General features: G+C 38.5%; 20 protein-coding genes and 3 pseudogenes. 3 read left to right on the forward strand and 20 right to left on the reverse strand.

Annotated features, from left to right (window positions below):
• Nucleotides 1-2 precede the first annotated feature (2 nt).
• From ettA to EI546_RS02395, 4 genes are all read right to left on the reverse strand, one after another.
• Nucleotides 3-1,694, reverse strand: coding sequence for an energy-dependent translational throttle protein EttA (gene ettA, locus EI546_RS02380; protein WP_128249040.1), 1,692 nt, complete (start codon nt 1,692-1,694; stop codon nt 3-5).
• Between the two features lie 41 nt (nt 1,695-1,735).
• The gene (locus EI546_RS02385) at nt 1,736-2,131 is read right to left on the reverse strand and encodes a four helix bundle protein (RefSeq protein ID WP_128249041.1); all 396 of its coding nucleotides are present in this window, start codon (nt 2,129-2,131) and stop codon (nt 1,736-1,738) included.
• 43 nt (nt 2,132-2,174) lie between these two features.
• A complete protein-coding gene (locus tag EI546_RS02390) occupies nt 2,175-2,651 on the reverse strand; it encodes a DinB family protein (protein ID WP_128249042.1) in 477 nt (158 codons plus the stop codon).
• Nucleotides 2,652-2,730: 79 nt separating this feature from the next.
• Nucleotides 2,731-2,913 carry a CAL67264 family membrane protein gene (locus EI546_RS02395; protein ID WP_128249043.1) on the reverse strand — a complete coding sequence of 61 codons (183 nt, stop codon included), beginning with the start codon at nt 2,911-2,913 and terminating at the stop codon, nt 2,731-2,733.
• A gap of 87 nt (nt 2,914-3,000) precedes the next feature.
• Between EI546_RS02395 and EI546_RS16110 the strand changes: the two genes are divergently transcribed.
• The gene (locus EI546_RS16110) at nt 3,001-3,156 is read left to right on the forward strand and encodes a hypothetical protein (protein ID WP_164905151.1); all 156 of its coding nucleotides are present in this window, start codon (nt 3,001-3,003) and stop codon (nt 3,154-3,156) included.
• A gap of 146 nt (nt 3,157-3,302) precedes the next feature.
• Complete coding sequence (locus EI546_RS02400; protein ID WP_128249044.1) at nt 3,303-4,931, forward strand: acyl-CoA carboxylase subunit beta; 1,629 nt, start codon at nt 3,303-3,305, stop codon at nt 4,929-4,931.
• A gap of 86 nt (nt 4,932-5,017) precedes the next feature.
• Here EI546_RS02400 and EI546_RS02405 read toward each other — a convergent pair whose 3' ends face one another.
• The 12 genes and pseudogenes from EI546_RS02405 to ligA form a co-directional block, all read right to left on the reverse strand.
• Nucleotides 5,018-5,839 carry an enoyl-ACP reductase FabI gene (locus tag EI546_RS02405; protein ID WP_128249045.1) on the reverse strand — a complete coding sequence of 274 codons (822 nt, stop codon included), beginning with the start codon at nt 5,837-5,839 and terminating at the stop codon, nt 5,018-5,020.
• Between the two features lie 76 nt (nt 5,840-5,915).
• The gene (gene recN, locus EI546_RS02410; protein ID WP_128249046.1) at nt 5,916-7,568 is read right to left on the reverse strand and encodes a DNA repair protein RecN; all 1,653 of its coding nucleotides are present in this window, start codon (nt 7,566-7,568) and stop codon (nt 5,916-5,918) included.
• A 106-nt stretch (nt 7,569-7,674) separates the two neighbouring features.
• The gene (porD, locus tag EI546_RS02415; protein ID WP_128249047.1) at nt 7,675-8,565 is read right to left on the reverse strand and encodes a type IX secretion system protein PorD; all 891 of its coding nucleotides are present in this window, start codon (nt 8,563-8,565) and stop codon (nt 7,675-7,677) included.
• The gene (gene coaBC / locus EI546_RS02420) at nt 8,558-9,784 is read right to left on the reverse strand and encodes a bifunctional phosphopantothenoylcysteine decarboxylase/phosphopantothenate--cysteine ligase CoaBC (protein ID WP_128249048.1); all 1,227 of its coding nucleotides are present in this window, start codon (nt 9,782-9,784) and stop codon (nt 8,558-8,560) included. Before coaBC ends, porD begins: the two co-directional genes overlap by 8 nt.
• Before the next feature lie 67 nt (nt 9,785-9,851).
• Nucleotides 9,852-10,187: a DNA-directed RNA polymerase subunit omega gene (locus tag EI546_RS02425; protein ID WP_205649773.1), complete on the reverse strand. Its 336-nt coding sequence runs from the start codon at nt 10,185-10,187 to the stop codon at nt 9,852-9,854.
• Between the two features lie 12 nt (nt 10,188-10,199).
• Nucleotides 10,200-11,009 (reverse strand): outer membrane protein assembly factor BamD, encoded by an 810-nt coding sequence (locus EI546_RS02430; protein ID WP_128251510.1) that lies wholly within the window; start codon nt 11,007-11,009, stop codon nt 10,200-10,202.
• Nucleotides 11,010-11,146: 137 nt separating this feature from the next.
• A complete protein-coding gene (dapA, locus tag EI546_RS02435) occupies nt 11,147-12,022 on the reverse strand; it encodes a 4-hydroxy-tetrahydrodipicolinate synthase (RefSeq protein WP_128249050.1) in 876 nt (291 codons plus the stop codon).
• Between the two features lie 13 nt (nt 12,023-12,035).
• A complete protein-coding gene (locus tag EI546_RS02440) occupies nt 12,036-12,551 on the reverse strand; it encodes a DUF6913 domain-containing protein (protein WP_128249051.1) in 516 nt (171 codons plus the stop codon).
• Nucleotides 12,552-12,623: 72 nt separating this feature from the next.
• Nucleotides 12,624-12,836 (reverse strand): annotated as a pseudogene (locus EI546_RS16695) (BRCT domain-containing protein); the annotation flags it as partial.
• Nucleotides 12,837-12,977: 141 nt separating this feature from the next.
• Nucleotides 12,978-13,493 (reverse strand): annotated as a pseudogene (locus tag EI546_RS16700) (3'-5' exonuclease); the annotation flags it as partial.
• A complete protein-coding gene (locus EI546_RS16705) occupies nt 13,490-14,008 on the reverse strand; it encodes a helix-hairpin-helix domain-containing protein (RefSeq protein ID WP_410198322.1) in 519 nt (172 codons plus the stop codon). The pseudogene EI546_RS16700 and the gene EI546_RS16705, both read right to left, overlap by 4 nt.
• Before the next feature lie 366 nt (nt 14,009-14,374).
• Nucleotides 14,375-15,928: pseudogene (gene ligA, locus EI546_RS02450) on the reverse strand (NAD-dependent DNA ligase LigA); the annotation flags it as partial.
• A 618-nt stretch (nt 15,929-16,546) separates the two neighbouring features.
• On the opposite strand from ligA, the gene EI546_RS02455 reads away from it, so the two are divergent.
• On the forward strand, nt 16,547-19,762 hold the full coding sequence (locus EI546_RS02455; protein WP_128249054.1) for a BspA family leucine-rich repeat surface protein: 3,216 nt from the start codon (nt 16,547-16,549) through the stop codon (nt 19,760-19,762).
• 104 nt (nt 19,763-19,866) lie between these two features.
• Here EI546_RS02455 and EI546_RS02460 read toward each other — a convergent pair whose 3' ends face one another.
• From EI546_RS02460 to EI546_RS02475, 4 genes are all read right to left on the reverse strand, one after another.
• Nucleotides 19,867-20,673, reverse strand: coding sequence for a hypothetical protein (locus tag EI546_RS02460; protein ID WP_128249055.1), 807 nt, complete (start codon nt 20,671-20,673; stop codon nt 19,867-19,869).
• A 178-nt stretch (nt 20,674-20,851) separates the two neighbouring features.
• Complete coding sequence (locus EI546_RS02465; protein ID WP_128249056.1) at nt 20,852-22,297, reverse strand: dicarboxylate/amino acid:cation symporter; 1,446 nt, start codon at nt 22,295-22,297, stop codon at nt 20,852-20,854.
• Nucleotides 22,298-22,351: 54 nt separating this feature from the next.
• Nucleotides 22,352-23,431, reverse strand: a complete 1,080-nt coding sequence (gene aroC, locus EI546_RS02470; protein WP_128249057.1) for a chorismate synthase — start codon at nt 23,429-23,431, stop codon at nt 22,352-22,354.
• A 399-nt stretch (nt 23,432-23,830) separates the two neighbouring features.
• On the reverse strand, nt 23,831-26,761 hold the full coding sequence (locus tag EI546_RS02475) for an FAD-binding and (Fe-S)-binding domain-containing protein (protein ID WP_128249058.1): 2,931 nt from the start codon (nt 26,759-26,761) through the stop codon (nt 23,831-23,833).
• Nucleotides 26,762-26,874 lie beyond the last annotated feature (113 nt).

The following is a 26,874-nucleotide window of genomic DNA, read 5'->3' on the forward strand; positions in this document are numbered from 1 at the left end:
TCTTATCTTATCAGTTTTTTGTACTTAATACGCTTTGGCATTAAATCTCCACCTAGTCGTTTCTTTTTGTTTTCTTCATAATCCGTAAATCCGCCTTCAAAGAAATATACCTCACTGTTTCCCTCAAAGGCGAGTATGTGGGTACAAATACGATCCAAAAACCAGCGGTCGTGACTGATAACTACGGCGCATCCTGCAAAGTTTTCCAATCCTTCTTCAAGGGCGCGCAGCGTATTTACGTCCAAATCGTTTGTTGGCTCATCCAACAACAGCACGTTTCCTTCTTCTTTAAGAGTCATCGCTAAGTGTAGGCGGTTTCTTTCACCACCTGAAAGCATTGAAACCTTTTTGTTTTGCTCGCTACCACTAAAATTAAAGCGACTTAAATAAGCGCGGGAATTTACCTGCCTTCCGCCCATCATAATCAATTCCTGACTATCGCTAAAATTCTCCCAGATAGTTTTATCAGGATTTATATTACTATGTGCCTGATCCACATAAGCTATTTGAGCAGTTTCACCCACTTCAAATGAACCTTTATCTGGAGTTTCTTCACCCATAATCATTTTGAAAATGGTGGTTTTACCGGCTCCGTTCGGACCAATAATTCCAACAATCCCAGCTTGTGGTAATTTAAAATTAAGATTATCATAGAGCAACTTGTCGCCAAATGCCTTTGCTACACCCTTAGCTTCAATTACATTAGTACCTAAACGTGGACCATTTGGAATATAAATTTCGAGTTTTTCATCCAATTGTTTTTGGTCTTGGCTCAAAAGTTTATCATAATTCTGTAAACGTGCTTTCTGTTTAGTTTGACGGCCCTTTGCCCCTTGTCTAACCCATTCCAACTCACGTTCCAATGATTTTTGACGTTTTCCAGCTTGTTTTTGTTCCAGCGCCAATCGTTTCGATTTTTGATCTAGCCAAGAGGAATAATTTCCTTTCCAAGGAATTCCTTCTCCTCTATCCAATTCCAAAATCCAACCAGCGACGTTATCAAGGAAATAACGGTCGTGGGTCACGGCGATAACAGTTCCCTTATAACTTGAAAGGAAATGTTCCAACCAATGCACGCTTTCTGCATCTAAGTGGTTGGTAGGCTCATCAAGTAAAAGAATATCCGGTTCTCTTAACAATAATCGGCATAGTGCAACACGTCGCCTTTCTCCTCCGGATAAAACGCCAATCAACTTATCGGGATCTGGAGTTCGCAGCGCATCCATCGCGATTTCCAACTTAGTATCCAACTCCCAAGCATTGGTAGCGTCAATCTTATCTTGAAGTTTTGCCTGCTTATCCATTAATTCATCCATTTTGGCGGGATTTTCATACACCTCCGGCATCCCGAACATATCGTTGATTTTGTTATATTCATCTAGAATATCCACAACTTCCTGAACACCCTCCTTAACCACTTCCAAAACAGTTTTGGATTCATCCAATTTTGGTTCTTGTTCCAAATATCCCACGGTATATCCCGGTGCGAATACAACATCTCCCTGATAGTTTTTCTCCTCTCCGGCAATAATGCGCAAAAGAGTAGATTTTCCGCTACCGTTAAGACCGAGAATCCCAATCTTGGCACCGTAGAAAAAACTTAAATAAATATTTTTTAAAACTGGAGTCTGGGCATTTTGGTAGGTTTTTGTTAACCCAGACATTGAGAAGATTACTTTTTTATCGTCAGACATAAATGTTTGTAGTTTATTGTTTATTGTTTGTAGTGGGGAGTTTAATCCCTCTTGAATTTCTGTCCCTTGATTTCGGAATATTTTAAATAGTACACAAACGCTCCCAATTTGTTTTTTTCTAATTCACACATATTGACAAGGTTGTTGAATTGCTTCTCAGAGATAAGTTTTTTATCAAATGCTCTATAAGTTTGAGATTTATGTTCTGATACTGAGCCTTTGGAATAACTAAGAAAATTAATAAATTCTTTAGTCCCATCTCTAACAAATCCTGCCGCTATATTATCCATTATTGAACCTGATCTCCCTTCCATTTGATTGCGGAGTCTGTAATTATTCCTAATTCCAATTGTCTGAAATAGTTCTTTAACAAATTGGCAATTTAGTCTTGCATTCTGCCATACTTCTAAATCTTCGAATCTTCCTATCCTCGCCATACCAAGCAATAATTAAAACCATAAACCCCAGACCTAAAACACATTAGTGTAAATTCAACAACCTTAATAGTATCATCAATTGTCCTGTATGGTAAGCTGTGTGTTCTATAGTCAGCAATATTTCCCGAAGCAGACTTTGATTGTCCTTTCCATTTTTAACTGGATCTATTAGGCTATTGGACTCACTGAGAAGGAACTTTTTGAGTCGTTCCCTATCAGTTGTATATTCCGCTTTTAAGCTTTCCCAATCTTCTTTCGAATTACAGACTTTTTCTCTGGGCCAATAATATTCCGGCCATTTTGGTTCAGTATAATCATCGGAACAAGTGAATTTTACTATATCCTTTTGGGTAAAGACTATATGGAAAAAAAGTTCATAAAAGGAATATGGTAAATTAATGGGACGGGTATTTATATCTTCAAAAGATATTTTTTCCAGCATTTTGGTAACGGGCATAAAAGCTTCACCACCTTCAAGATGTTTGGCAAGCCGTTCACGAATTTCTAGTTCTTTACCCATTTATAAAATTAAATCCTAAAATCTTCCCTATCTAAAAATCACTTAAAGTTTTAATTAGATATATCTAAATTGCGTACTATTAAACTCTTCCTTTTAAAGCATTAAAAACCCAGGCAATGGCGAAAAAGCCAATACCAACTGCGGCAAAACCATACCCAGCTACATCATCATACCGGAAAGCCCCCAAAAGAATAAGTGCACAGCCAACTACGATCATTATAAATGTTGCCCAAGCTAATACAGTATTTTTGTTCATTCCCATAGTTTATTTTTTCAGTGGTTCTTTTATGCCGCAAATTTATGGACAAAAGCAAATATCGACAATATATAGTAGAATATAGTTAACAAAATGTCAGAGTTAAACATAAATAGGAATCCAAATTTCGAGCAAAATGAAATGGAAATCGAAATCGAAATCGAAATCGAAATCGAAATGGAAATCGAAATGGAAATCGAAATGGAAATCGAAAATAGATCTAAGTTTCAATTGCACGTAACAATTTAAAAGAAATTTTAAGAAGGATAGGAATGGAGAAATAATCCTCTGGGGCTCGAATCCATAGTGTATAAAAAACGAAGTGGATTTTTGATGACGATTATAGAAAATCATTATTTGCATTTCGTATTTTAGCCAAAAACAAAGGATTTTACATGGATTTAAATTTCAACAAGAACGAAGACCATAATAAACTACTGGTTTCAGGTTTAAAGAATAAACTTGCCAAGATAAAACTCGGTGGTGGTAAAGACCGAATCGAAAAACAGTATAAACAAGGAAAACTGACCGCCAGGGAGCGGATCGCATATTTGTTGGATACCGATCAGCCTAGTATTGAGATAGGTGCTTTTGCGGGTTATGAAATGTATGAGGAACAGGGTGGTGCGCCTAGCGGCGGAGTGGTTGTAAAAATTGGGTATGTGAAGGGCAAGCAATGCATTGTAGTGGCCAATGATGCAACCGTAAAAGCGGGAGCATGGTTCCCCATAACCGCAAAGAAAAATCTTAGGGCCCAAGAAATCTCCATAGAAAATCGTCTGCCAATAATTTATTTGGTGGACAGTGCCGGAGTTTATCTCCCAATGCAAGACGAAATTTTTCCCGATAAGGAACACTTCGGAAGGATTTTTAGAAATAACGCCGTAATGAGCAGTATGGGAATCACCCAGATCGCCGCCGTAATGGGCAGTTGTGTGGCCGGTGGGGCCTATCTTCCAATTATGAGCGATGAAGCTCTTATCGTTGACAAGACAGGAAGTATTTTCCTGGCGGGAAGCTATCTGGTTAAAGCCGCTATTGGCGAAACCATTGATAACGAAACCTTGGGTGGTGCAACAACTCACTGTGAAATTAGTGGAGTTACCGATTACAAAGCGAAAGATGATGAGCACGCTTTGGACACCATAAAAAACATTGTTTCCAAAATAGGTGATTTTGACAAGGCTGGATTTAATAGGGAAAAATCAGTAAAACCAAAGAAGAATCCGAATGAGATTTACGGAATAATTCCGAAGGCGCGTACTGAACAATTCGATATGCTAGAGATTATTGAACGCCTTGTGGACGATAGCGATTTTGAGCAGTATAAAGAAGGTTACGGAAAAACCATTCTTACGGGATATGCCCGAATAGATGGCTGGGCAGTGGGTATCGTCGCAAACCAACGAAAATTAGTAAAGACCACAAAAGGCGAAATGCAGTTTGGGGGAGTTATTTATAGCGATAGCGCAGATAAAGCAACTCGATTTATTGCAAATTGTAATCAGAAAAAAATTCCCTTGGTTTTCCTACAGGACGTGACAGGATTTATGGTAGGAAGCAAAAGTGAACATGGAGGAATAATAAAGGACGGCGCAAAAATGGTTAATGCCGTAAGCAATAGTGTGGTACCAAAGTTTACCGTAGTGGTTGGAAATAGCTATGGTGCAGGAAATTATGCCATGTGCGGGAAAGCGTACGATCCAAGATTAATCGTAGCTTGGCCGAGTGCCGAACTCGCCGTTATGAGTGGAAATAGTGCCGCCAAGGTGTTGCTACAAATTGAAACTGCTTCCTTGAAAAAACAAGGAAAGGAGCTTTCAGAGGAGGATGAAAAGGAATTATACGATAAAATAAAAGCGCGTTACGATAGACAAATATCTCCGTATTACGCAGCAGCGAGGATCTGGACGGATGCCGTAATTGATCCAATTGATACGCGAAAATGGATATCGATGGGAATTGAGGCTGCAAACCACGCTCCTATTGAGAAACCATTTAATTTGGGGGTAATTCAGGTTTAAAATTTTTCAACAATATTCAATAAAAAAGCCATCAATCGAGATGGCTTTTTTATTGAAATAATATTTTTAAATCTTTTACGATAAACTTATTCCGCTCCCTTAACAAACGCATCCATCACATCCATACTTACTCCCATATTGGAGAATCCACCATCGTTGTAAAGGTTTTGAAGGGTTACTCGTTTAGTTAGATCGCTAAACATTGCCACAGTATAATTGGCGCAATCTAATGCAGTTGCATTTCCTAAAGGTGACATTTTATCGGCGTAGCTTATAAATCCGTCAAAACCTTTCACACCCTGCCCTGCTGTTGTAGGTGTTGGAGACTGGGAAATTGTGTTCACCCGTACTTTTTTATCTTTTCCGAAGAAATATCCAAAACTGCGAGCAATACTTTCCAAATAAGCCTTATTATCTGCCATATCGTTATAATCTGGAAAAACTCTTTGCGCGGCCATATAGGTAAGGGCAATAATACTTCCCCACTCGTTCATTGCATCCTTTTGATAAAGAACCTGCATTGTTTTATGAAATGAGCCAGCGGAAACATCCCAACCTTTGTGGGTATAGTCATAATTTTGGCTTGTGTAGTGGTTTCCTTTCCTTACGTTAATGGACATTCCTATTGAATGTAATACAAAGTCCAATTTTCCGCCCAATTTTTCAACCGCTTGATCCACCAAATTCTCAAGATCATCAAGACTTGTTGCATCTGCAGGAATAACTTTGGAGCCTGTTTTTTCCGCCAATTCTTGAATTTGACCCATTCTCATTGCTACTGGTGCATTAGATAGCACAAATTTTCCACCTTCCTCATGAACTCTTTCGGCAGTTTTCCAGGCAATGGAATTAGCGTCCAATGCTCCAAAAATAATTCCGCGTTTTCCTTTTAGTAGATTATATGACATATTTTATAAATTAATGTTTAACTTCCTTTTGTTTTGGGCCAGTTACTTTGAAAAATCAGAAAAGTAAAGATACATTTTAATTCAATAATTCTTTTGCATTTGCAATAGCTGCTTCCGAAATATTCTTCCCTCCAAGCATTTGGGCAATTTCTGAAATCCGTTCTTCCCTGTCCAGTTTTCTTAAATGAGTAACCGTAACATGGTCTATATCTTCTTTATATACTTTTAGATGGTTTTCTCCCTTTGCGGCAATTTGGGGTAAATGCGTAATTGACAAAACCTGCATGTTTCTACCCATTTCCCACATTATGGTGGACATTTTATTGGCTATTTCACCCGAAACTCCCGTATCAATTTCGTCAAATATAAGTGTAGGTAGTTTTTTATAGCGTGCTAATACTGCTTTTATGGCAAGCATTATCCTGCTCATTTCTCCACCTGAGGCCACTTTTTTCAAGGGACCCAAAGCCATACCTTTGTTTGCAGTAAATAACAGCTCCAGCGTATCCGTTCCATTTCGTCTAAAATCTGAGGAAGATTTTAAATTAAATTGAAATTGCGCATTCGGCAATCCTAATAAACCCAGGATTTCTTCCAATTGCTTTTTTAACTGCGGAATGGCATTCGTTCTTCCCTTATGGATTACCAGGGCAGATTTATGTGCGGCTTCGGAAAATTGTTTCGCTTGCTTTTCAAGCTGTGTTATTTCGTCCTCAAGCCCTAAGGTTTTGTTAACCTTTTCCTCTAAGGAATTCTGAAATTCCAAAAGCTCACCAACAGTTTGCAGATTGTGTTTCTGTTGCAATTTATAAAGTTGCTGAAGTTTTTCATTTACTTCGAAGAGACGTTGCGGATCGGAAGCTACCTTTTCGGCAGTGTTTCGCATTGCTTCTGAAAGATCTTCCAGTTCAATAATCGCACTGTTTAATCGCTGCCAATAATCTTCATAGGTAGTGGAAAAACCCTTGATCCGTCCTACAGCAAGCCTGGCTTCTTTGGCAGTTTCAATACCTCCAACACTTTCCTCTTGAAGCAATTGTTCTGCCTGAAAAAACGCATTTTGTATTTCTTCGGCATTGTTCAATGTTTCATAGGTCTCTTCCAATTCCTGTTGATCCAATCCTTCAAGACCCGCCTGCTTTAATTCATTATAAAGAAACGTATTGTATTCTAACTCTTTGGTTGCAGAGACCTTTTCCAATTTTAGAGCCTCCAGCTTTTCTTCATGGGCTTGGAATTCGCGGAGCTGCTCCTGATAAGTCTTTAAAATTTTAAAATTTTCCGCTAAAGTATCTATTACCTCCAATTGAAAGCTCTCCGAAGCGATTTCCAGAGTTTCGTGTTGGCTGTGAACATCAACCAATAAAGGAGCAACGGATTGAAGTTGGGATAATGATACAGGAGTGTCATTTACAAAAGCGCGGGACTTTCCACTCGGCAATATTTCACGACGAAGAATTGTGTGGGCGTCGTAATCAAGATCATTCTCCTCAAAAATAGCTTGTAGGTTATAGTTCTCTATCAAGAAATGACCCTCAACAACACATTTTTTCGAGGCATCCTTTACGCTGCCAATATCGGCACGTTTGCCCAGCAATAAAGCTAAAGCCCCCAGAATAATAGATTTTCCAGCTCCGGTTTCACCGGTAATTACGGTAAGTCCCTCTTCTAAATCCACACGAATATCTTCTATAAGTGCATAATTTTTTATAGCGAGAGTTGTAATCACGGTCGATTCTGAATATTAGGGGATTATAATTTAAATGCTAAATAGAAATATTTCGAGGGATAATGACTCTATAATAAATCAAAAAGCCAAAGTTATTAATATAAAATCAAAATTTTATTTCTTCCCAATTACTTCTTTTGGTAGGTGCCATTCGGTTAAGATTCTCCACCAACTGGACTATATCCACTTGTGGTCCGCCACTGAAAATAGATTGAATTTCATCGCTTTTTGCATCAAAAAAAGTTCGAAGCAAAAATGAGTTCGGTCTTCTGTCGTTAATTCCTTTTAGCAATGTAATGGCATTTGAAACTGCTTCTTTCGCTTCTTTTGGCTTGGCAGCCATAAGATCCAAGCCTTTTCGATGGTAATCATACATCGCCTGGTGGAATTCCTTATAAACGGAAGAAAGTAGTGCATCGTTATATTGGTATCTCGATTGATTCCCATCCTTTGATTTCCAGCCTAAATAAGCACTACCGGCAGCGGTGTTGGTAATTTGTTTTGCAATCTCGAAGTAGGATTCTCCTCCATTGGGAATGTAGGTGTCAGCATCGAGACCAATAATCGTGTAAACGTGAAAAGCTACAACGGAAACCAGGTTGGACTCAAAGGTGTTTATATTAAAGTTGAAAGGTTCGAATTCTTTATATCTAAAATCTACTTGACGATCGAAGTAATTATAAACGGGGCTGTCATAGGTAGAATCGAATATAGGACGAGAAGATTGTATCTGAAGCGTACCATTAAAATTTTCGCCATCTATGCTGCTTATCACCAAAGTCATATTGCAGTCTATACGCTCCTGATTTTTAAAAGTCTTGTCGGTCCACTTGGTATTGTTGATAAATTCCCTCAATTGGGTCTCCAATGTACGGAACAATTGCAGGTTTGGTTGACCCGTTTGTGCGGCATCTATGGTTAGGGTACAATTAAGTTCTTGTGCCAATGTTAAGTTTGCCGTCGCAATACATATTAAAATAAGCAAAATTCTACGCATATGTTTTTTCTATAATATAGTCCAAAATATCCTTTGCCACCTCAGCCTTAGCTTTAACAGGAAAAGGAAGTACTTTATTGTCCTTTGAAATTAGGGTTACCTTATTGGTGTCCGATTGAAAACCAGCTCCCTCGTCTCGAAGCGAATTTAAAACAATTAAATCTAAATTCTTTTTTTTGAGTTTCAATTTTGCATTTTCCTCTTCGTTTTGGGTCTCAAGAGCAAAACCGACCAAAAACTGCTTCTGTTTTATCTCACCTAGAGATTTAAGTATATCTTTGGTTTTTGTAAGATTTAGAACCAAATCATCATCTTTCTTTTTTATTTTTTCCGAAGAAACATCTGCGGGACGATAATCGGCAACTGCGGCACTTAAAATAGCAATATCGCAATTGGGAAAATATTGATGGGCCGCTCGGTACATTTCTTCGGCTGAAGTAACCCGGATTATTTTTACATAATCATCTTCCAACTTTAAACTTACCGGTCCTGAAATAAGAATTACCTCCGCACCAAGTTTTGAAGCTACTTCGGCTATGGCATAACCCATTTTTCCGCTAGAATGGTTTCCTATAAATCGAACAGGGTCAATTGCCTCATAAGTGGGACCAGCTGTAATCAGTACTTTTTTTCCTTTTAAGGGAAGTTTCTTTAAAATATCGTTTTCTAAGAATGTAACAATATCCTCTGGCTCAGCCATTCTTCCCTGGCCTACCAATCCGCTTGCCAATTCGCCATAGGTTGCGGGAATTTGGATATTTCCGAAACTGTCCAATTTCTTGAAGACTTCTGAAACCGTTGGATGTATATACATATCCAAATCCATTGCGGGAGCATAATATACCGGACATTTTGCCGAAAAGTAAACTGCCAACAACAGATTATCCGCCCCTCCACTTGCCATTTTAGACATCGTATTTGCGGTGGCGGGTGCAATTAACATTAAATCTGCCCAAAGCGCAAGTTCTACATGATTGTTCCAAAGGGGATTTTCCTCTGGGTTTTCCCCTGATGGCTCAGTGGTAAAGGAGGAAAATACTTCATTTTTGGAAAGTGTAGAAAGCGTAAGAGGTGTAACAAATTCCTTGGCAGAAGTTGTCATCACCACTTTTACGTTTGCTCCTTTTTTCACAAGAAGCCTTACCAAAAAAGCCGCTTTGTAGGCGGCAATCCCGCCGGTAATGCCCAGCAAGATATTTTTACCGCTCAAAACAGCCATAATCTTAGATTCTAATTTGGATGTAAGATATTAATAAAAGTTGTATGCCCATGGGGAAACAAGACTCTTATCCTTCCAACGATTCCTCTTCTTTTGTATTTCGGTAGTAGATTTTATCCTCTAGCCATTCCTGTACCGCTAAAGCGTGTGGCTTAGGAAGTCTTTCATAGAACTTGGAAACCTCTATTTGTTCCTTATTTTCGAAAATCTCTTCAAGACTGTCGTTATAAGTAGCAAACTCATCCAATTTTTCAAGAAGTTCCTTTTTTATATCACCGTTTATTTGATTGGCTCTCTTAGAAATAATAGAAATAGCCTCATAAATGTTTTCGGTTGGAGCATCAATCAAATCTTTGTCAAGAGTGACTGTACTAATGGGTGCGTCTGAATTTTTTATATCCATCATTCTAAATTATTAAATAGTAGGTTTTGTTTCTTTGGACACCAACTTTTCGTCAATCTTCTGGCTAATTTCATAGGCCTCTGCCGCCGAGTCAGTATCCTTATAATATTTTGTAAAGCTATTGTAATATCCCTTGGCGGTCGCTAAACGTTCCTGAACCAAAGATGGTAAGCTATTAATGGCCAAAGCATAAGCAGCTTTCAATCTGTATAAAAATGCTTCTTCCCTAAAGGATGTACCTGGATTATCCGCAATAAAATTATCGAACGATTCAATAGCAGCTTTATAATCCTCAATACGGTAGTACTGTTTAGCAGTTTCAAACTGCTTTTTTTCCAATTTGGTCCTGAGTTCGGTAACGAGGCTATTTGCCTCGGCCCTTTTATCGGAGTTTGGATAGGTGTTAATAAAACCCTGCAGTTTTTCCATACCTCTGTAGGTCTCTTTCTGATCTAAGGAAAATGGTTCCGAAAGATTGTAAAAACTCTTTGCGGATTTAAAATATGCTATTTCCGTACTGTCGCTCTGAGGATACGCTTGGGTAAATCGCTCAAACTGATATCCAGCTGAATAACTGTCGCCCAATTCGTAAAACGTGTTGGCGTACATAAACATCAGTCTCTCCGCCTGAGGCTTCCCCCTATACGCGGGAACCAATTGCTCCATCAACTTCAATGCTTTTTTATATTTGCCTTTTTTGTAAAGAGAATCTGCATAGACATATTTTTTGCCCATATCATCCTTGCGAAGTACCTTTTGGTACTGACCACAGGAAGCAAAAAATAGGGAAATGCAAATTAAGAGTAAAGTAGGAAATCGCATGGGTTTCAAAAACATCGGGCAAAAGTAAGGAATTATACGAAAATGGGCAAACTTATTATGGGGCTAAAATATTTGTTTAAAGACTATTATTTACCTCTGTTTTGAAATATTTAACTTCAAATAATAGAGGTTCCCTTTTAGAAGTTTTCAACAAAGGAATCAATCATTTTTCGGAGGTTGTTGCTTACTCCAACTAACGGTAAGCGAACGGTATCACCACAGATTCCCAGCTTTTTGAAAACAGCTTTAATCCCTGCTGGATTCCCTTCGGCAAAAATGTAATCTATGGCCGGTGCTATTTTGTAGTGGATTTTGTAAGCTTCTTCAGCCTTTTTATCCAAACCGAGCTTGACCATTTTAGAAAATTCCTTTGGGAAACCTTCGCCAATTACGGAAATAACTCCGGCTCCACCGGCAAGAACCATTGGCAAGGTGATCATATCATCTCCTGAAATTACCAGGAAATCCTTTGGACAGCCAGCAATCAATCGCATAGCTTGCACTATATCTCCGGCAGCTTCCTTAATAGCGATAATCTTGTCAAAATCATTGGCCAAACGGAATACCGTTTCCGGTAATACATTGGATGCGGTTCTACCAGGAACGTTGTAGAGTATTATGGGTAAGGGAGCAGCTTTCGCAATTGCAGAAAAATGTTGGTAAATCCCTTCTTGGGTAGGTTTGTTGTAATAGGGCGAAACAGATAAGATAGCAGTAAAATCGGAAACGTTCGTGTTCTGCATTTCATTAATTACTTCTTGGGTGTTATTGCCACCAATGCCTAAAACTAACGGAACCCGTTTTTTATTCGCTAAAATTACCGTATCGATAACTAGTTGCTTTTCTTCTTTGGAAAGAGTGGCAGTTTCGGCGGTAGTACCGAGCACAACTAGATAGTCAATTCCATTTTCAATATTAAAATTGACCACTTTTTTGAGTCCTTCCACATCAACAGAAAAATCTTCTTTAAAGGGTGTGATTAATGCTACTCCGGTACCTATTAATTCTTTCATATTCGAGATTGCTTTATATCTTTTTTAAAATCTTTAAATACTTTGTTACTTCCTCTCTAAAATCTTTGGGTTTGTTTAGGTCAACGTTTAAAAGTAAATCGAAAAATTGTTCATTCGCACTATTACAGCCAATTTTAAACTTTGCTTTACTCTGTGCAACCAATGTATCCAAAAAATCATGCTTTCCGGTGTAATAACCAATCAGTACATCGAAGGAGTTATTGAGAAATTCTATGGCACTTTCGTTTTTAATTTCGCCATTCCATCCAAATTCTTTGTTGGTAATCTGGTTTTGTCTTACAGATGGAATTTTTTTTCGCGTTTCAATAAACGTAAATATCTTTATATTCTTACGTTGCAAACCGAGTTCCACTCCAAAATCGGCAAGCATTTCAAAATCCTCGTACAAAGCTTCATCCACTAAAAATCCCAAATACGTTAACGGTGCGTTCCTTTGGGAAACATCTCTTTCGGCTAAAGATTTGTCGGTTTGTCTTTTTAAAGAACGGAGTTTATATGTTTTCAACATAGCATTTTATGCCGCGAATTTAAAATTAGTACTATATGAAATTCCAATTGGTAGAAATAAGCAGCCCAACCGTTATATCATTTTTAAAAAGTCATCCTCGGAAATAATAGGGATACCCAAACTTTCCGCTTTGGTTTTTTTGCTCGGTCCCATATTATCACCGGCTACCACATAATTTGTTTTAGACGAAATAGAACTGGAAACTTTCCCGCCGTTATCTTCAATCAGTTTTTTTAGTTCGTCCCGGGAAACTTTTGTAAAAACTCCGGAGACAACGAAATTCAAGTCCTTCAAAGCAATTGACGTGGACTCTAAAAGATTTTCTACATTTTTCCTTTCCAGATAATAATCTACTGCCGATTTACTAGTTGAAATCTGTTTTTTAACTCTTTTCCTTTGAACTGAACGAAGAGAATAATCATTCGCTTTCTGGAACTTCTCAAAATCATTTATATTTTGCAATAATCTATAGAACAACTCGCCACAGACTTTGGCGTCTTCTAAAGCATCGTGATGGTTGTTTTGAACAATATTATAATAATGCGCTACAGTAGTCAGTTTATAATTGCTTAAATCCAAAAATTGACGTGATATTCTAAGTGTGCAAAAACAAGTGTGTTTTGGCTCAGTAATGCTATATCTTTCTAACGAATATTTTAACACAGACATATCGAAACTTGAATTATGGGCCACAATTGTAGTATCCTCGAAATAATGTTTGATTTCTCTCCAAACTTCTTTAAAATTCGGTTCGAACATCACATCTTCTTCTGTGATACCATGAATTCTCATTGTATAAGGATTAAATTTTTCGATTTCGGGATTAATCAGAGAATAAAAACTATCAATTATATTTCCATTTTCAAACAGAACAATACCAATTGAACAGGGATTTTTACCGCTTGCAGTTTCAAAATCAAATGCCGTGTATCGACTAATCATAATAACATATTAAAAAAATCTTTCTCAGAAATCATTTTTATATTGTCCTTTTCAGCTCTTAGTTTCTTCGAGGGACCCATATTCTCTCCCACAATTAAAAAAGAAGTGTTTTTACTTAAGGAGCTTACATTTTTGCCACCATTATCTTCAATTATTCTTTTCAATTCATTCCTTTCAATTGAAAACGTTCCCGAAACGACAAATGTCATGCCCTCCAGTTTATTCGACCCAAGCTCCTTTTCCACTATTTCAAATTTTAATCCGGCAACTTTCAGTCTTTCAATAATTTCTAAATTTCTTTCACTTGCAAAAAACTCAAGAATATTTATAGCTACAGAATTACCGACATCACGAATCGAAATTAGATCCTCATAAGTGGCATTCATTAAATTATTTAAATTTTTAAAATGAATAGCCAGGTTTTTAGCTCCGACTTCCCCAACATCTTTAATTCCAATAGCAAATAATACTTTATCAAAATCACGGCTCTTGGACGCTTCAATCGCTAAAAGCATGTTACTTGCTGTTAAATCTTGGATACTTATCCTATTCCTGTCTGCTAATTTAATTATAAATGGTTCAAAATCTTTAACTCTGTTGTAATTACTTAATTTTAAGCTTTCATCTATATAATTCAAATTATAGAATTCATCTTTCTTAAATAAATCTAATGCACAAATTTCAGGAAACTTCAATTGTAACAACAGATTAAAGGAAACGTATCCTTCTAATGAAGGGAAATTTTCCAAATCAATGGATTTTAATGAATTCTTCAGTTTGTACTGTAACTTTAATAATTTCTTTCCATAGGAATTCGTGTTATCTACTTTGTAATTTAGGATATCTTTAATACTGTGTATTTCGCTACTTAATAATTCAGAATCCTTTAAAGTTAAATTTCCCCATTTATAACTTAATCCAAAAATGGCGGTTTTAAGATCTACCTGGAGGTGATTTTTATATTTCAATCCAGCGGTCTCGTTATCAAGCCATCTTTCTAGACCTATAATTTTTTCATATTTTAAATAATATAAATCTGAATAATTTTGGATTAAACCATTATAATACAGAATCTCAATAATTCCTTTGCCCAACCCTTCAATATCCATTGCCTTTCGGGAAGTAAAATGCTGAATCCTACCAATTATCTGGGGCGGACAAACTTCGACGTTGGGGCAGTAATGTTGAGCTTCGCCTTCAGCGCGAACTAAGGGAGTTCCACACTCGGGACATTCGGTAATATATTTTGTAGGGGAAGAATTGGGATCGCGTTGGGTAAAATCAACTCCGATTATCTTAGGGATAATTTCTCCGCCCTTTTCAACAAAAACTGTATCTCCTTCACGAATATCCAGTTTTTGTATTTGATCGGCATTATGAAGCGAGGCTCGTTTTACAATGGTTCCTGCCAACTCCACAGGTTCAAGATTTGCAACTGGAGTAATTGCCCCAGTTCTTCCAACTTGATAGGTAATTTGATGCAAAAGTGTAGAAACTTGTTCCGCTTTAAATTTGTAGGCCATCGCCCAACGAGGAGATTTAGCTGTATAACCGAGCTCTTCCTGCTGTTGTAGACTGTTTACTTTTACTACTACTCCATCGGTTTCATATGGAAGTTCGTGTCTGTGAATATCCCAATAATTTACAAATTCCAGTACCTCATCCAGATTTTTTGCAAGCTTAGCTGCTTCGGGCACTTTAAAACCCCATTGTCTGGCTTTTTCAAGACTTTCAAATTGGGTCTTTACAGGCAATCGTTCTCCTTGTAAATTATAGAGCAAGCAATCCAAAGGCCGTCTCGCAACCTCCGCACTATCCTGTAATTTCAAACTTCCAGAGGCGGTATTGCGCGGATTTCGATACGGCTCTTCCCCTAACTCTACCCTTTCGGCATTCATTTTTGCAAATCCTTCAAAGGGCAACACAATTTCCCCGCGAATATCAAAAAGCGGAGGATAATCCCCACGCAAATGCAACGGAACAGATCTAATCGTTCTAACATTAGCAGTAATATCATCTCCCCGAAATCCATCGCCTCTGGTTACCGCCCTTTTTAATTGGCCATCTTCATAAGTCAGGCTTATTGAAGCGCCATCATATTTAAGCTCGCAAGTAAACTCTACGGCTCCATCGACCATTTTTTCAATGCGCTTCTCCCAGTCTTCAAGATCTTCTTTCGAATAGGAATTTTCAAGGGAGTACATTCTATAAGTGTGGGGTACCGTTTCAAAGTTTTTGGTGATTTCACCGCCCACTCTAAGCGTGGGCGAATTGGCATCGTAATATTCGGGATGCGCCTGCTCCAGAACCTGAAGATCGTTTAATTTCTGGTCAAATTCAAAATCTGAAATCGTGGGATTGTCCAGTACATAATAATTATAGTTGTGTTCGCTGAGTTCGTTGCGAAGTGAGATAATTTGTTGTTCGATGTTCATGAAAACAAAGATAAAATTTTAAACGTGTTGGATTTTGAAAACCTGAGAGGAATTTTCTTCAAAATAACTTTCGACCAAAATCAAATTCTGACCTAAACGCTTCTTCCAAAAAAGTCAAAAACCAGTCAATTAATTTTCACAAAAACTGACAGATCAGATATTTCCGAGTGGTTTTTGCCCAATCTTAGAAATTTTTATTCTCAGTATTATTTTATTGTTTCTTCAAAATATTATGGATTTTAAGTTTTCTACAAGATTTCGTCATAAAACTCAAAACAATTATTACATATATAAATGAAAACCTTTAAGATGTGTTATTTTCAATTAATTAAGAAAAATAATTGATAAATTAGTAATGTTTAATTAAATTTAATAGGATATTATAAATATTTGGACATTATAAATTTAGAAAAAGAATATTCCTAAAACTCCCTTCATCCCCTCGCTTTGAATTACGCTAATATTTAAATTAGTTTATTTCGCTCTGACCCCTACACGAATAGAACTTAAAGTCACCTTTATAGGAGAGGTGACCTTAATCGAAATATAGAAATACATCGGAGATTCTAGTATTTCTTGTTGACCATTTAACCTATTTATTAACCAAACTATTTAATCATGAAAAGAATTACGGTTATCATCTGTATCGTTGGCCTGCTCTCGCTTTCGATGAACGCCCAAGTTATGCAATCTTCCAGTCAAGGTTCGAGAGTAAACCGATCAGATGTCGAATCCTCGAATAAGCCAACTGCATCCGTTCAGGAACAACGTTTAAAAGACCATAGCCAAAACCAGCCTATTGTATTTCAAAAGCCTACAATCAAATCTCAGGAAACCACCAAAACCGGAAGTTGGAATTTCCTACCCTCGAGCACGGGAGTGTTGAGCGGAAGCCATCCAGAGTTCTATCCTAAGTCTGACCAAACTATCAATTATAAAGAAGCTTTGGAATTATCCAATAGCTCAGCTGAACGATCCAATTTGGCATGCAGCCAGGAAAATCCTACCAATGGCTTTGAAGTTGGCTATACTACATCAAAGAATACGGTCCAAATCATAGCTACAGACATAACCGTGCCAGCGGATACTGATTTTACCCTAAACACAATTACTATTAATATCCATAGTATTCCTGGTGTAACCCTAATTTCTGCGGACATTACCCTTTATGAGAATGCAAGCGATCTTCCAGGAACGATAAAGAGTTCACAGGCTGCGGTAATCCCAGTTTCCCAGACAATAATAGGAAACAATAATGGATATGATATTTCTGAAATCGTATTTGATATTAATCCCGTAATGCTGCAGGGACAGGCTGGATTGCCTACAACCTATTGGGTATCATTATATGTAGATATGACTTCTTCTGACTTCGGTTATATTGATTCTACTAGCGCTAGTGTGGTGGGATTGCCACTATCATATTCAGAGGATGCAGGGGCAACGTGGCTTCCTTATCCCGGGTGGGATACCGTATATATTTTTGATGGCGATTGTGGACCACTTGGCGGTGGCACCGTAAACTGTTCTGAAGAAAACCCCAACGACTTTACTTTTGAGGATGGATATAATTGCTCTTCCGATTACATCTTTAAAACTGCCAATGACCTAACGGTAGCGGCAGATGACAACTTTACGTTGGAGCATATCACCGCAAGTATTATGGCCAACAATCCAATCCTTACCGTAAACGTTAACTATTATGACGACGCATCGGGGTTGCCTGGAACATTGATTGGTTCCGAAAATTCAGTATCTATAGATAGCCAGACGATTATTGGTAGCGGAAGTGGTTATGATGTACACGAACTACAAATGACAGTTACTCCATTTACTTTTCCGGGTCAGAGTGGCGCTCCAACAACTTATTGGATTGAACTTTCCATTAGTGATGGGAGCGGGGGATTTGTTTTCTGGGTGGCTACTACTTCTAGCATGATAGGGCATCCTCTTGCTCTTTATGATGGGGGATGGACAATTCCTGATTTATCTAAGGATGGGGTTTATATTTGGGAAGGAACTTGTGACGTTGGTTCCGTATGCCAAGCTCCTACCAGCCTATCGGTGGATGCGGTTACACAAACCACCGCCGACATCTCCTGGGTAGCTGGTGGATCAGAAACCGAATGGATTATCCAATATGGGGCTCCGGGATTTGATCCAAATTCTGAGGGGACAACAGTACTTGCATCAGGTTCGTCAAATACTGTTATAAACGGCTTGACAGCTGGCACAAACTATGATGTCTATGTAAAAGCGGATTGTGGAAGTAATCAAAGTATCTTTACAGGTCCGGTTAGTTTTCTTACATCTTCAATAAATCCGGGTGAATACTTTGTGACTACCTGGCAGACAACAATGTCCAACGAAATGATCACCATCCCAACTACTGGAAGCGGATATAATTACAGTGTGGATTGGGGAGATGGTAACACTGACGGCGGATGGTTTGGTGATGCTTCTCATATCTATACAGCGCCAGGTGTTTATACCGTTAAGATAAACGGTGCTTTTCCACGTATCTATTTCAACAATTCTGGAGACCGAATGAAAATAAAGTCTATTGAGCAATGGGGTGTCAATCCGTGGACATCAATGAACAGTGCCTTTTTGGGCTGTGAAAACCTTGTGAGCCACGCAATGGATATGCCCGATCTTTCCATGGTTACTGATATGTACGGAATGTTTGCTTTTGCCAGAAAATTCAACGGTGATGCCAACTTCGGCAACTGGAATGTAGGCAATGTCACATCCATGTATGGTATGTTCGGTGGGGCATCAATTTTCAACTATCCCATTGGTAACTGGAATGTGGGCAATGTTACAACAATGGAAAAAATGTTTGATGGAGCATCTTTGTTCAACCAACCCATTGACAATTGGAATGTCGGCAACGTGACTTCGATGAATAGCATGTTCCGAACTGCAATGAATTTTAATCAAGATCTCAATAGTTGGAACGTAAGTAATGTGACCGATATGTCTGGAATGTTTGCCTATGCCAGAAAGTTTAACGGAGCTATTGGCAACTGGAACGTGGGGAATGTAACCAATATGAAAGGAATGTTTGGTGGGGCTTCCGTTTTCAACCAATATATTGGAGGATGGGACGTCGGCAATGTAACCGATATGGAGCAAATGTTCCACGGAGCTACCATATTCAACCAAGATCTTGGTGCGTGGAACGTGAGCAACGTGACCAATATGAACAACATGTTGGCTACAGCCATGAAATTTAATCAGGATATAAGCAATTGGAACGTGAGCAACGTCACAAATATGCGCAGTATGTTTTTTCACGCCAATCGTTTTGACCAGAACCTGGGAGCATGGGACGTCAGCAATGTGACAGATATGACCAACATGTTTGTAAACGTTACTCTTTCCACCTCCAATTATGATGCATTGTTGAATGGCTGGAGCGCACTGCCCTTAAAAAGCAACGTTAAGTTTCATGCTGGTTTAAGCAAATACTGCGCGGGTGAGCCCGGCAGGAACATTTTGACCGGCACCTTCAATTGGACCATTATCGATGGCGGTATGGATTGTGGGGTATTTAGTGAAAGATTGGATGTGGGAAGCCACGGAGCCTTGGTTGGAACCACACTTTATCCAAATCCTATGCGCGATCAATTGAATATCCTCAATTCAAGCAATTCTGAACTTGAAAGTCTATCTATTTATGACCTTACTGGAAGATTGATCCAAAGTTATAATCTTAATGGAGCTACCATCGAGACAGTTATCGATGTATCCCATCTTTCCAGTGCCACTTATATGGTTATTATAAATGGTAACAATGGAAGTACTGCAGAATTCATTATAAAGGAATAGATTAGCCAATTTTAATCTAATAACCCTCTCTTCAGAAATGAAGGGAGGGTTTTTATATTATATGTGTTTAAAAAGAGAGGTTAAATCATATATGAATACCAAACCTAATTGGCCACAATGGCAAAATTATCAAACCCTGCATAGTCGTCTGCTCCATCTTGTTTAATTCTTATTCTTAATGATGCAGAAATGGTTCCAGGAGGAATTATTTCCAAAACCGAACCTGAGAGCGATAAATTTCCACTACCTTCAATTAATGTCACTTCCGGTTGTGCAATCCCATCTAAAATTATGGTATAATATGCTTTATCCCCACCATCAAATCTATAAAATTCATAATCAAAAGAAATAGTTGCTCCATTTGGAGCCAATGAAAGATCAATTGTAGTGAAAGTAATGGTGGCAAATTGGGCAGTTCCATTACCATGTTCTGGATCATTCAGATCATTGATTCCCAAAAAATTATTTGTCAATGTGGTAATATGGCTAAAGCCGCCCCTAGAGTTATCGGTTATTCCAAAAAATGATCTAGTTCCATTATCAAAAAACGGAACGTCGGAAGAATATCCCCAGGTAGTATTCAAATCAAAATTCTGGTATAGGTTGGCAAAGCCAACGGTATTAATACAATGGACGCTTTCCCATCCTGAACCATTCCACAATTGTAAACATCCTAAATTTTCAACATATACAAGCAACCCCACATCTGTTGTACTGGCAAGAATAGCATCCCTAGCCAAAATATCCGGCACCCGAGGCGGCATAAATCCCGCATAAGTATCCCCTTCATCAGAAGTACTGCTCACCTCAAGCATGGAAGCTGGCGAAGGCGTAGTGATGCCAATCCCAACCTGACTATAGAAATTGGGAGTAATAGATAGAGCCCCTAAAAGGAATAAAAGCGCCTTCATAAAATATGCTTTTAAACAATTACGAAAGGAAAAAAATATTTTGGGGAAAAAGTTCTGGGGAGAACAGTCCAAGATATTAAATTCTTTGGAATGTTCCAAAAATAATTCGAGAAATACCCAGGTAAGTTACCTCTTAACCTTTTTATTATGAACACTTAATGATGGGAACATTTCCTTCTCAGGAGTCCAAATCAAAAGTTTTGGAAGGATTGTTTTTGGGTTCATAATGGAGCATCCCCTCACCATCGGCGATAATAGTACAAACCGTAGCATCACCTGTCACGTTAACGACGGTACGGAACATATCCAAAATTCTATCTACCGGAAAAATAATGGCAATCCAAGCCGGATTCAGTCCAACGGACTCCAATACTATAATCAACATTACCAAGCCTGCGCTGGGTACCGCTGCCGACCCGATAGAGGCCAAAGTGGCTGTAAGAACAATGGTTAATTGTTGGCCAAGGGTTAAATCTATCATATGCAGTTGCGCCAGAAAAACTACGGCAACCGCCTGATAAAGACAGGTCCCGTCCATATTCACAGTCGCCCCAATTGGTAGTACAAAACTGGTAATCTTATTATTTACTCCCAGGTTTTCTTCCACACATTCCATGGTTACGGGAAGAGTTGCAGCACTACTTGAGGTAGAAAAGGCCAAGGTCTGCGCCGGTGCCAATGCTTTGAAAAATCCACGGTAAGGAATTTTTGTTCGGAATATTTTTATAAGTAAAGGATAGACAATAAAAATCATTAACATCAAGCCTAAAAATACTGTTAGGGAATACCAGCTCAGCCCTTTAAATATCTCATAGACCTTCCCTATGTCATCCCCTGCCATCCTGCTTACGACACCTGCTAAAAGAGCAAAAACGAAGAAGGGTGCCGCCTGCATTACCAAATCAACCATTTTTAGGAAGACCTCCATCGCACTGTCCATAAAATCGGTAACGGGTTTCGATTTCTCATTGGGTATCAAAAGCAAACAAATCCCAAAGAATATTCCAAAGAAGATAATCTGGAGCATCAATCCGTTATCGCTCAGGGAAAAGAAGAAGTTTTCTGGAACTATGTCCACCAAAGGCTGTAAGGGCGTTGTTTCCTTGGTTTTCTCCGCCGTCTTCATTTTTTCTGTGACCGAGGCATCTTTCAATTCTCCCTTAGAAAGATCTGTAATTTTCTGCGCGCGCTCAAAAAAGGCGGGATCCTGAAGGTAGTTAATCCCATCTTTTATCTGCCGTCCCTCTGAAGATGCCCAAATTTCATAACTGATTCTGTTATCGATCCTACTCTGTTCATCAATCAATTTTCCAGGTTGAATTACATTTACCAATATTAAGCCTAAACCAACTGCAAAGAGGGTTGTGGCCAGATAGGCCAATAATGTTTTCCCTCCCATTCGACCCAAACTCGCGGGATCGCCAATATTTGCCACTCCACTAATAATGGAAACCAAAACCAAAGGAACAGCTATCAACTTCAAGAGGTTGATAAAGATCGTTCCAAACGGAGCAATCCAATCGATAGTAAATTCGCTCCATCCCAATTTGCTGGAAAGTAAAGCCCAGATAATCCCTAAAATAAGTCCAATAATTATTTTCCAGTGTAGGGCGAGTTTTTTCATTTAAATAGATGTAAGATTATAGACTTGAAATTTTAAATATGAGACGTGAGAAATTTAGCTTCCGTTATTTTTTATAGATGATATTTTATTCAATAACCAGAAATCTGCCAAAACGAGTGCGGCCATGGCTTCCACAATTGGCACAGCTCTTGGGACTACGCAAGGGTCGTGACGGCCTTTCCCTTCGGCTATGGCATTATTCCCTTCGGAATCAATAGTTTTCTGATTTTGCATTATAGTTGCAACGGGTTTAAAAGCTACGCGAAAATATATGTCCATACCATTACTTATCCCACCTTGGATGCCACCGCTTAAATTGGTTTTTGTTGTTCCATCAGTATTAAATATGTCATTATGATCGCTGCCCTTCATCTGAGAACCACAGAATCCACTACCATATTCAAAACCCTTTACGGCATTGATTGAGAGCATAGCCTTACCCAATTCTGAGTGTAACTTATTAAAAACAGGCTCTCCCAAACCAATGGGAACATTCTGAAGAACACAGGTAATTGTTCCCCCAACAGTATCCCCTTGTTTGCGGATTTCTTTGATGTGCTCTTCCATTCTTTGGGCCGTGGCCTCATCTGGGCATCGCACAATATTGCCTTCGATTTTTGAAAAATCCAATTGTTGATAGGGCTTATCGATAAAAATTGTTCCTACGGAAGAGACGAAAGCATTGATTTGGATTTCCGGAATAAGTTGTTTTGCAATAGCGCCCGCTACTACCCTACACGCTGTTTCTCGTGCGGAAGAACGGCCACCTCCACGATAATCACGAATACCATATTTTTTTTCATAGGTAAAATCGGCGTGTGAAGGACGAAAAATATCCCTTATATGACTGTAATCCTTACTTTTTTGATCGGTATTTTCAATGAGGAAGCCAATCGGGGTGCCAGTCGTTTTTCCTTCAAATATTCCTGAGAGAAACTTTACTTCGTCTTCCTCCTTTCGTTGGGTTACGATGGCGGATTGCCCGGGTTTCCTTCGTTGCATTTCTGCATTAATCGCTTCAAAATCTAAGGAAAGTCCCGCGGGGCAGCCATCTATAATCCCGCCAATGGCTTCACCGTGTGATTCGCCAAACGTGGTAAGGGTAAAAATTTTTCCAAAGGAATTTCCAGCCATAAAGTGGTTTTCAACAAATGTAAACTTTCAGAAGGAATTATTCAAAAATGATTTTTTTTTAAAAGGACTTAAGGGAAACAAGACGTTGCAACCACAGCCTGTCCCGATTTGTCATCGGGAACTTTTTGACTCACGACTTTTTGAGTCACGACTTTTTGAATCACGACTTTTTGAGTCACGACGATTTGAATCACGACGGTTTAAGTCACAGCTTGTTCCGATTTTTCATCGGGAACTTTTGGAAACAGCATAAATGCTGTAAAATTTGAAAAATAACTTCTATTAATCGATATCCTGTCGAGGGTCGTGTCGCGTCCGCCTGCCGCTATAGCTTCAGCGGAGAAGCAAGCGGTGGTGGTTCCAAACGTAAATTACAAACATTTTGTAATTCAAAACTAGCTAAATGAGTGCATTTTTCAGAATAGTTACCGGATGCAGAGCACGTCTTCCCGTACCATCCAGAATTTGATGTCTGCAACTCGTTCCATTGGTAGAAATTACCGTGTCAATGGGAGTTTTTCGGACTGTCGGAAAAAGCTTTAATTCTCCTATTTTCATACTTACTTCATAATGATCCTTTTCATAACCAAAACTTCCCGCCATTCCGCAGCAACCAGAGGGAATAATAGTGGGTTTGTAGTTCTTGGGAAGGTTCAAGATATCGAAAGTTACCTTTTGATTGCTTTGAGATTTTTGATGGCAATGGGAATGAATTTTAATAATTTTTTCTTCTGAAGTGAATTGTTCGGAAGTTATATTTCCTTTTTCAGTTTCCTTTGCCAAAAATTCCTCTATCAAAAATGTGTGTTTCGAAATGTTTTCTGCGGAAGTTTTATCATCTGCCAATCTCAGATATTCATCGCGAAAGGAAAGGATTGTAGAAGGTTCAATTCCTACAAGCGGAACTTTTTTGGAAATTTTATCTTTTAGGAAAAGTATATTTTTATCGACTTCAACTTTCGCTTCATCCAAAAATCCTTTGGAAAAGAGCGCTCTACCGCTATCTAACGTATCAATCACATTTACCTGATATCCCAACTTCATCAAAAGTAAATAGCAATCTAAGGCAATTTCGGAATCAAGGTAATTGCTGAATTCATCTACGAACAGCCATAACTCTCCCTTTATCTCATTTTGGTTATGATATCTAGCTACAAAATCCTGTTTTTTACTTTTAAAAATATTTGTAAAACTCTTTTCTGAAACTTTAGGCAAGGAGCGATTTTGGTGCACACCACTAATGTTTTTTATCATTTTTGAGGTGAAAGAATTGGAAAAAAACCAATTTGACACCTTCGGAAATCGGGAAGCAATTTTGTTGAGCTTAGTGCTTTTTGCAAACAATTTATTTGAAAGTGTGGCTCCATGAACTTTGTGATATTGATATAAAAATTCAGCCTTGGCGATACTGATATCCACATTACTTGGGCATTCACTGGCGCAGGCCTTACAACTTATACAAAGGTCCATTACCTCTCTCAATTCTTCTGAATCGAATTTATTAATGGCATCGTTATTCGTTAAAACCTCCCGCAACATATTTGCTCTTGCCCGCGTGGTATCCTTTTCATTTTTTGTAGCCTGATAACTTGGGCACATTGCTCCCCCTGCATCTTCATTTTTTCTACAGTCGCCACTACCATTGCAGTTTTCGGCAAGCCGTAATATGCCTTGATAATCGGTAAAGTCCATCAAGGTTTCTATTTCTGGTTCGGTTCTATTTGTTTTATAGCGAAAGGATTCATCCATTTTGAACGCGTTCACTATTTTTCCCGGATTGAAAATATTCTGGGGATCGAAAACCGTCTTGATTCGCCTCAAGAGCTCGTAGTTATTCGCACCAATCATCAGAGGAATAAATTCTGCTCTTACTATTCCGTCTCCATGTTCTCCTGAAAAAGAGCCTTTGTATTTTTTGCAGAGTAATGCTACTTCATAAGTGATTTTTCGAAAATACTCAACATCCGAACCCAGCTTTAAATTTAGAATAGGACGGAGATGCAGCTCCCCTGCTCCGGCGTGTGCATAATAGACCGCCTGTTGTTTAAACTTTGCCATCAAGGCTTCAAACTCTTTGATATATGAAGGTAGATCCTCCAAGGCTACGGCCGTATCTTCAATACAAGCCACAGCTTTTCTGTCTCCAACAATATTTCCCAATAACCCTAGTCCCGCTTTTCGAAGCTCCAGGGCCATTTCGGTTTCTTTACCCTTTAAGACAGGATTGCAATAGCTAAGATTTGATTGTTTTAAAGATTCCAACAATGCATTGGTTTGTTCTTGTAAATCTTCTTCAGAATCATTCTTTAATTCAAGCAATAAAATCGCTTTGGGATTCCCATTTACAAAGAAGCGGTAATCTTGATAGGTTTTATTGTACCTGGTACAATCCAAAATTACGTTGTCCATCATTTCGCAGGTGTGGAGTGGATGTTGCATGGCCACTCCCACATCGTTCAGGCAGTTATCCAAGGATGTATAATGTGTTGCCACCATTGCAGTAAATTTTGGGGGCAAATCATCCAATTGCAGCGTAATTTCAGTTGTAAACGCCAAGGTACCCTCACTTCCGCAGAGCAGTTTGCAAAGGTTTATTTCTTCATCAGAATTTTCAAACAACGAGGTATTTAGTAGGGCATCCACCGCATAACCTGTATTTCGCCTATGGATTTGGGGTTTCGGAAATTCCTCTTTTATTTCCTTTTGTTTTTCAGGTGAGTTTAATTCCTCATAAATAGTTTTATAAATTTCTCCTTCAAGGGAATTCAAAAGTGTTTTCTGGAGAAATTCTTCTTTGGATTTTTTTTCGAATACGACCTCCTCTCCATTAGAAAGAAGAGTTTTCAATTTTAAAACCTTATCTCTCGTCACACCATATTGAATAGATGTTGTCCCACTACTGTTATTTCCTACCATTCCTCCTAAAGTACATCGGTTACTGGTAGATGTATTGGGGCCAAAAAACAAACCAAAGGATTTTAAAACCTTATTAAGTTCATCCCGAACTACCCCAGGTTGAACGGTAACGGTTTTTTCATGAACATCAACGGAAAGAATCTTGACAAGGTGTTTTGAGATATCCACTACTATTCCGTTCCCGACACATTGGCCAGCTAATGAAGTTCCCGCGGCGCGAGGTATGAGAGATGTATTGTTGGCTTCTGCAAATGAAATAAGCTGCCGGAGACCGCGTTCATTTTTCGGATAGGCTACGGCAATGGGGATTTTTCTATATACGGAAGCATCCGTTGCATACAATGAAGTATGCAGCGAATCGATATAAAATTCACCGTTGAATATTTTTTTAAAATCCTGAAATTTCTTTTCCATTTTCTAACTGTAAAGTTAGAAATTAGTTAACAAACAATTGTAAAATCAGATGAAAGGATTAGCAGTGCGTTAACTTTTGAACACTTGCATTACAAGTAACTTTGCTCCCAATA

It is taken from the genome of Aequorivita sp. H23M31 (assembly GCF_004022485.1).
Lineage (GTDB): Bacteria > Bacteroidota > Bacteroidia > Flavobacteriales > Flavobacteriaceae > Aequorivita > Aequorivita ciconiae.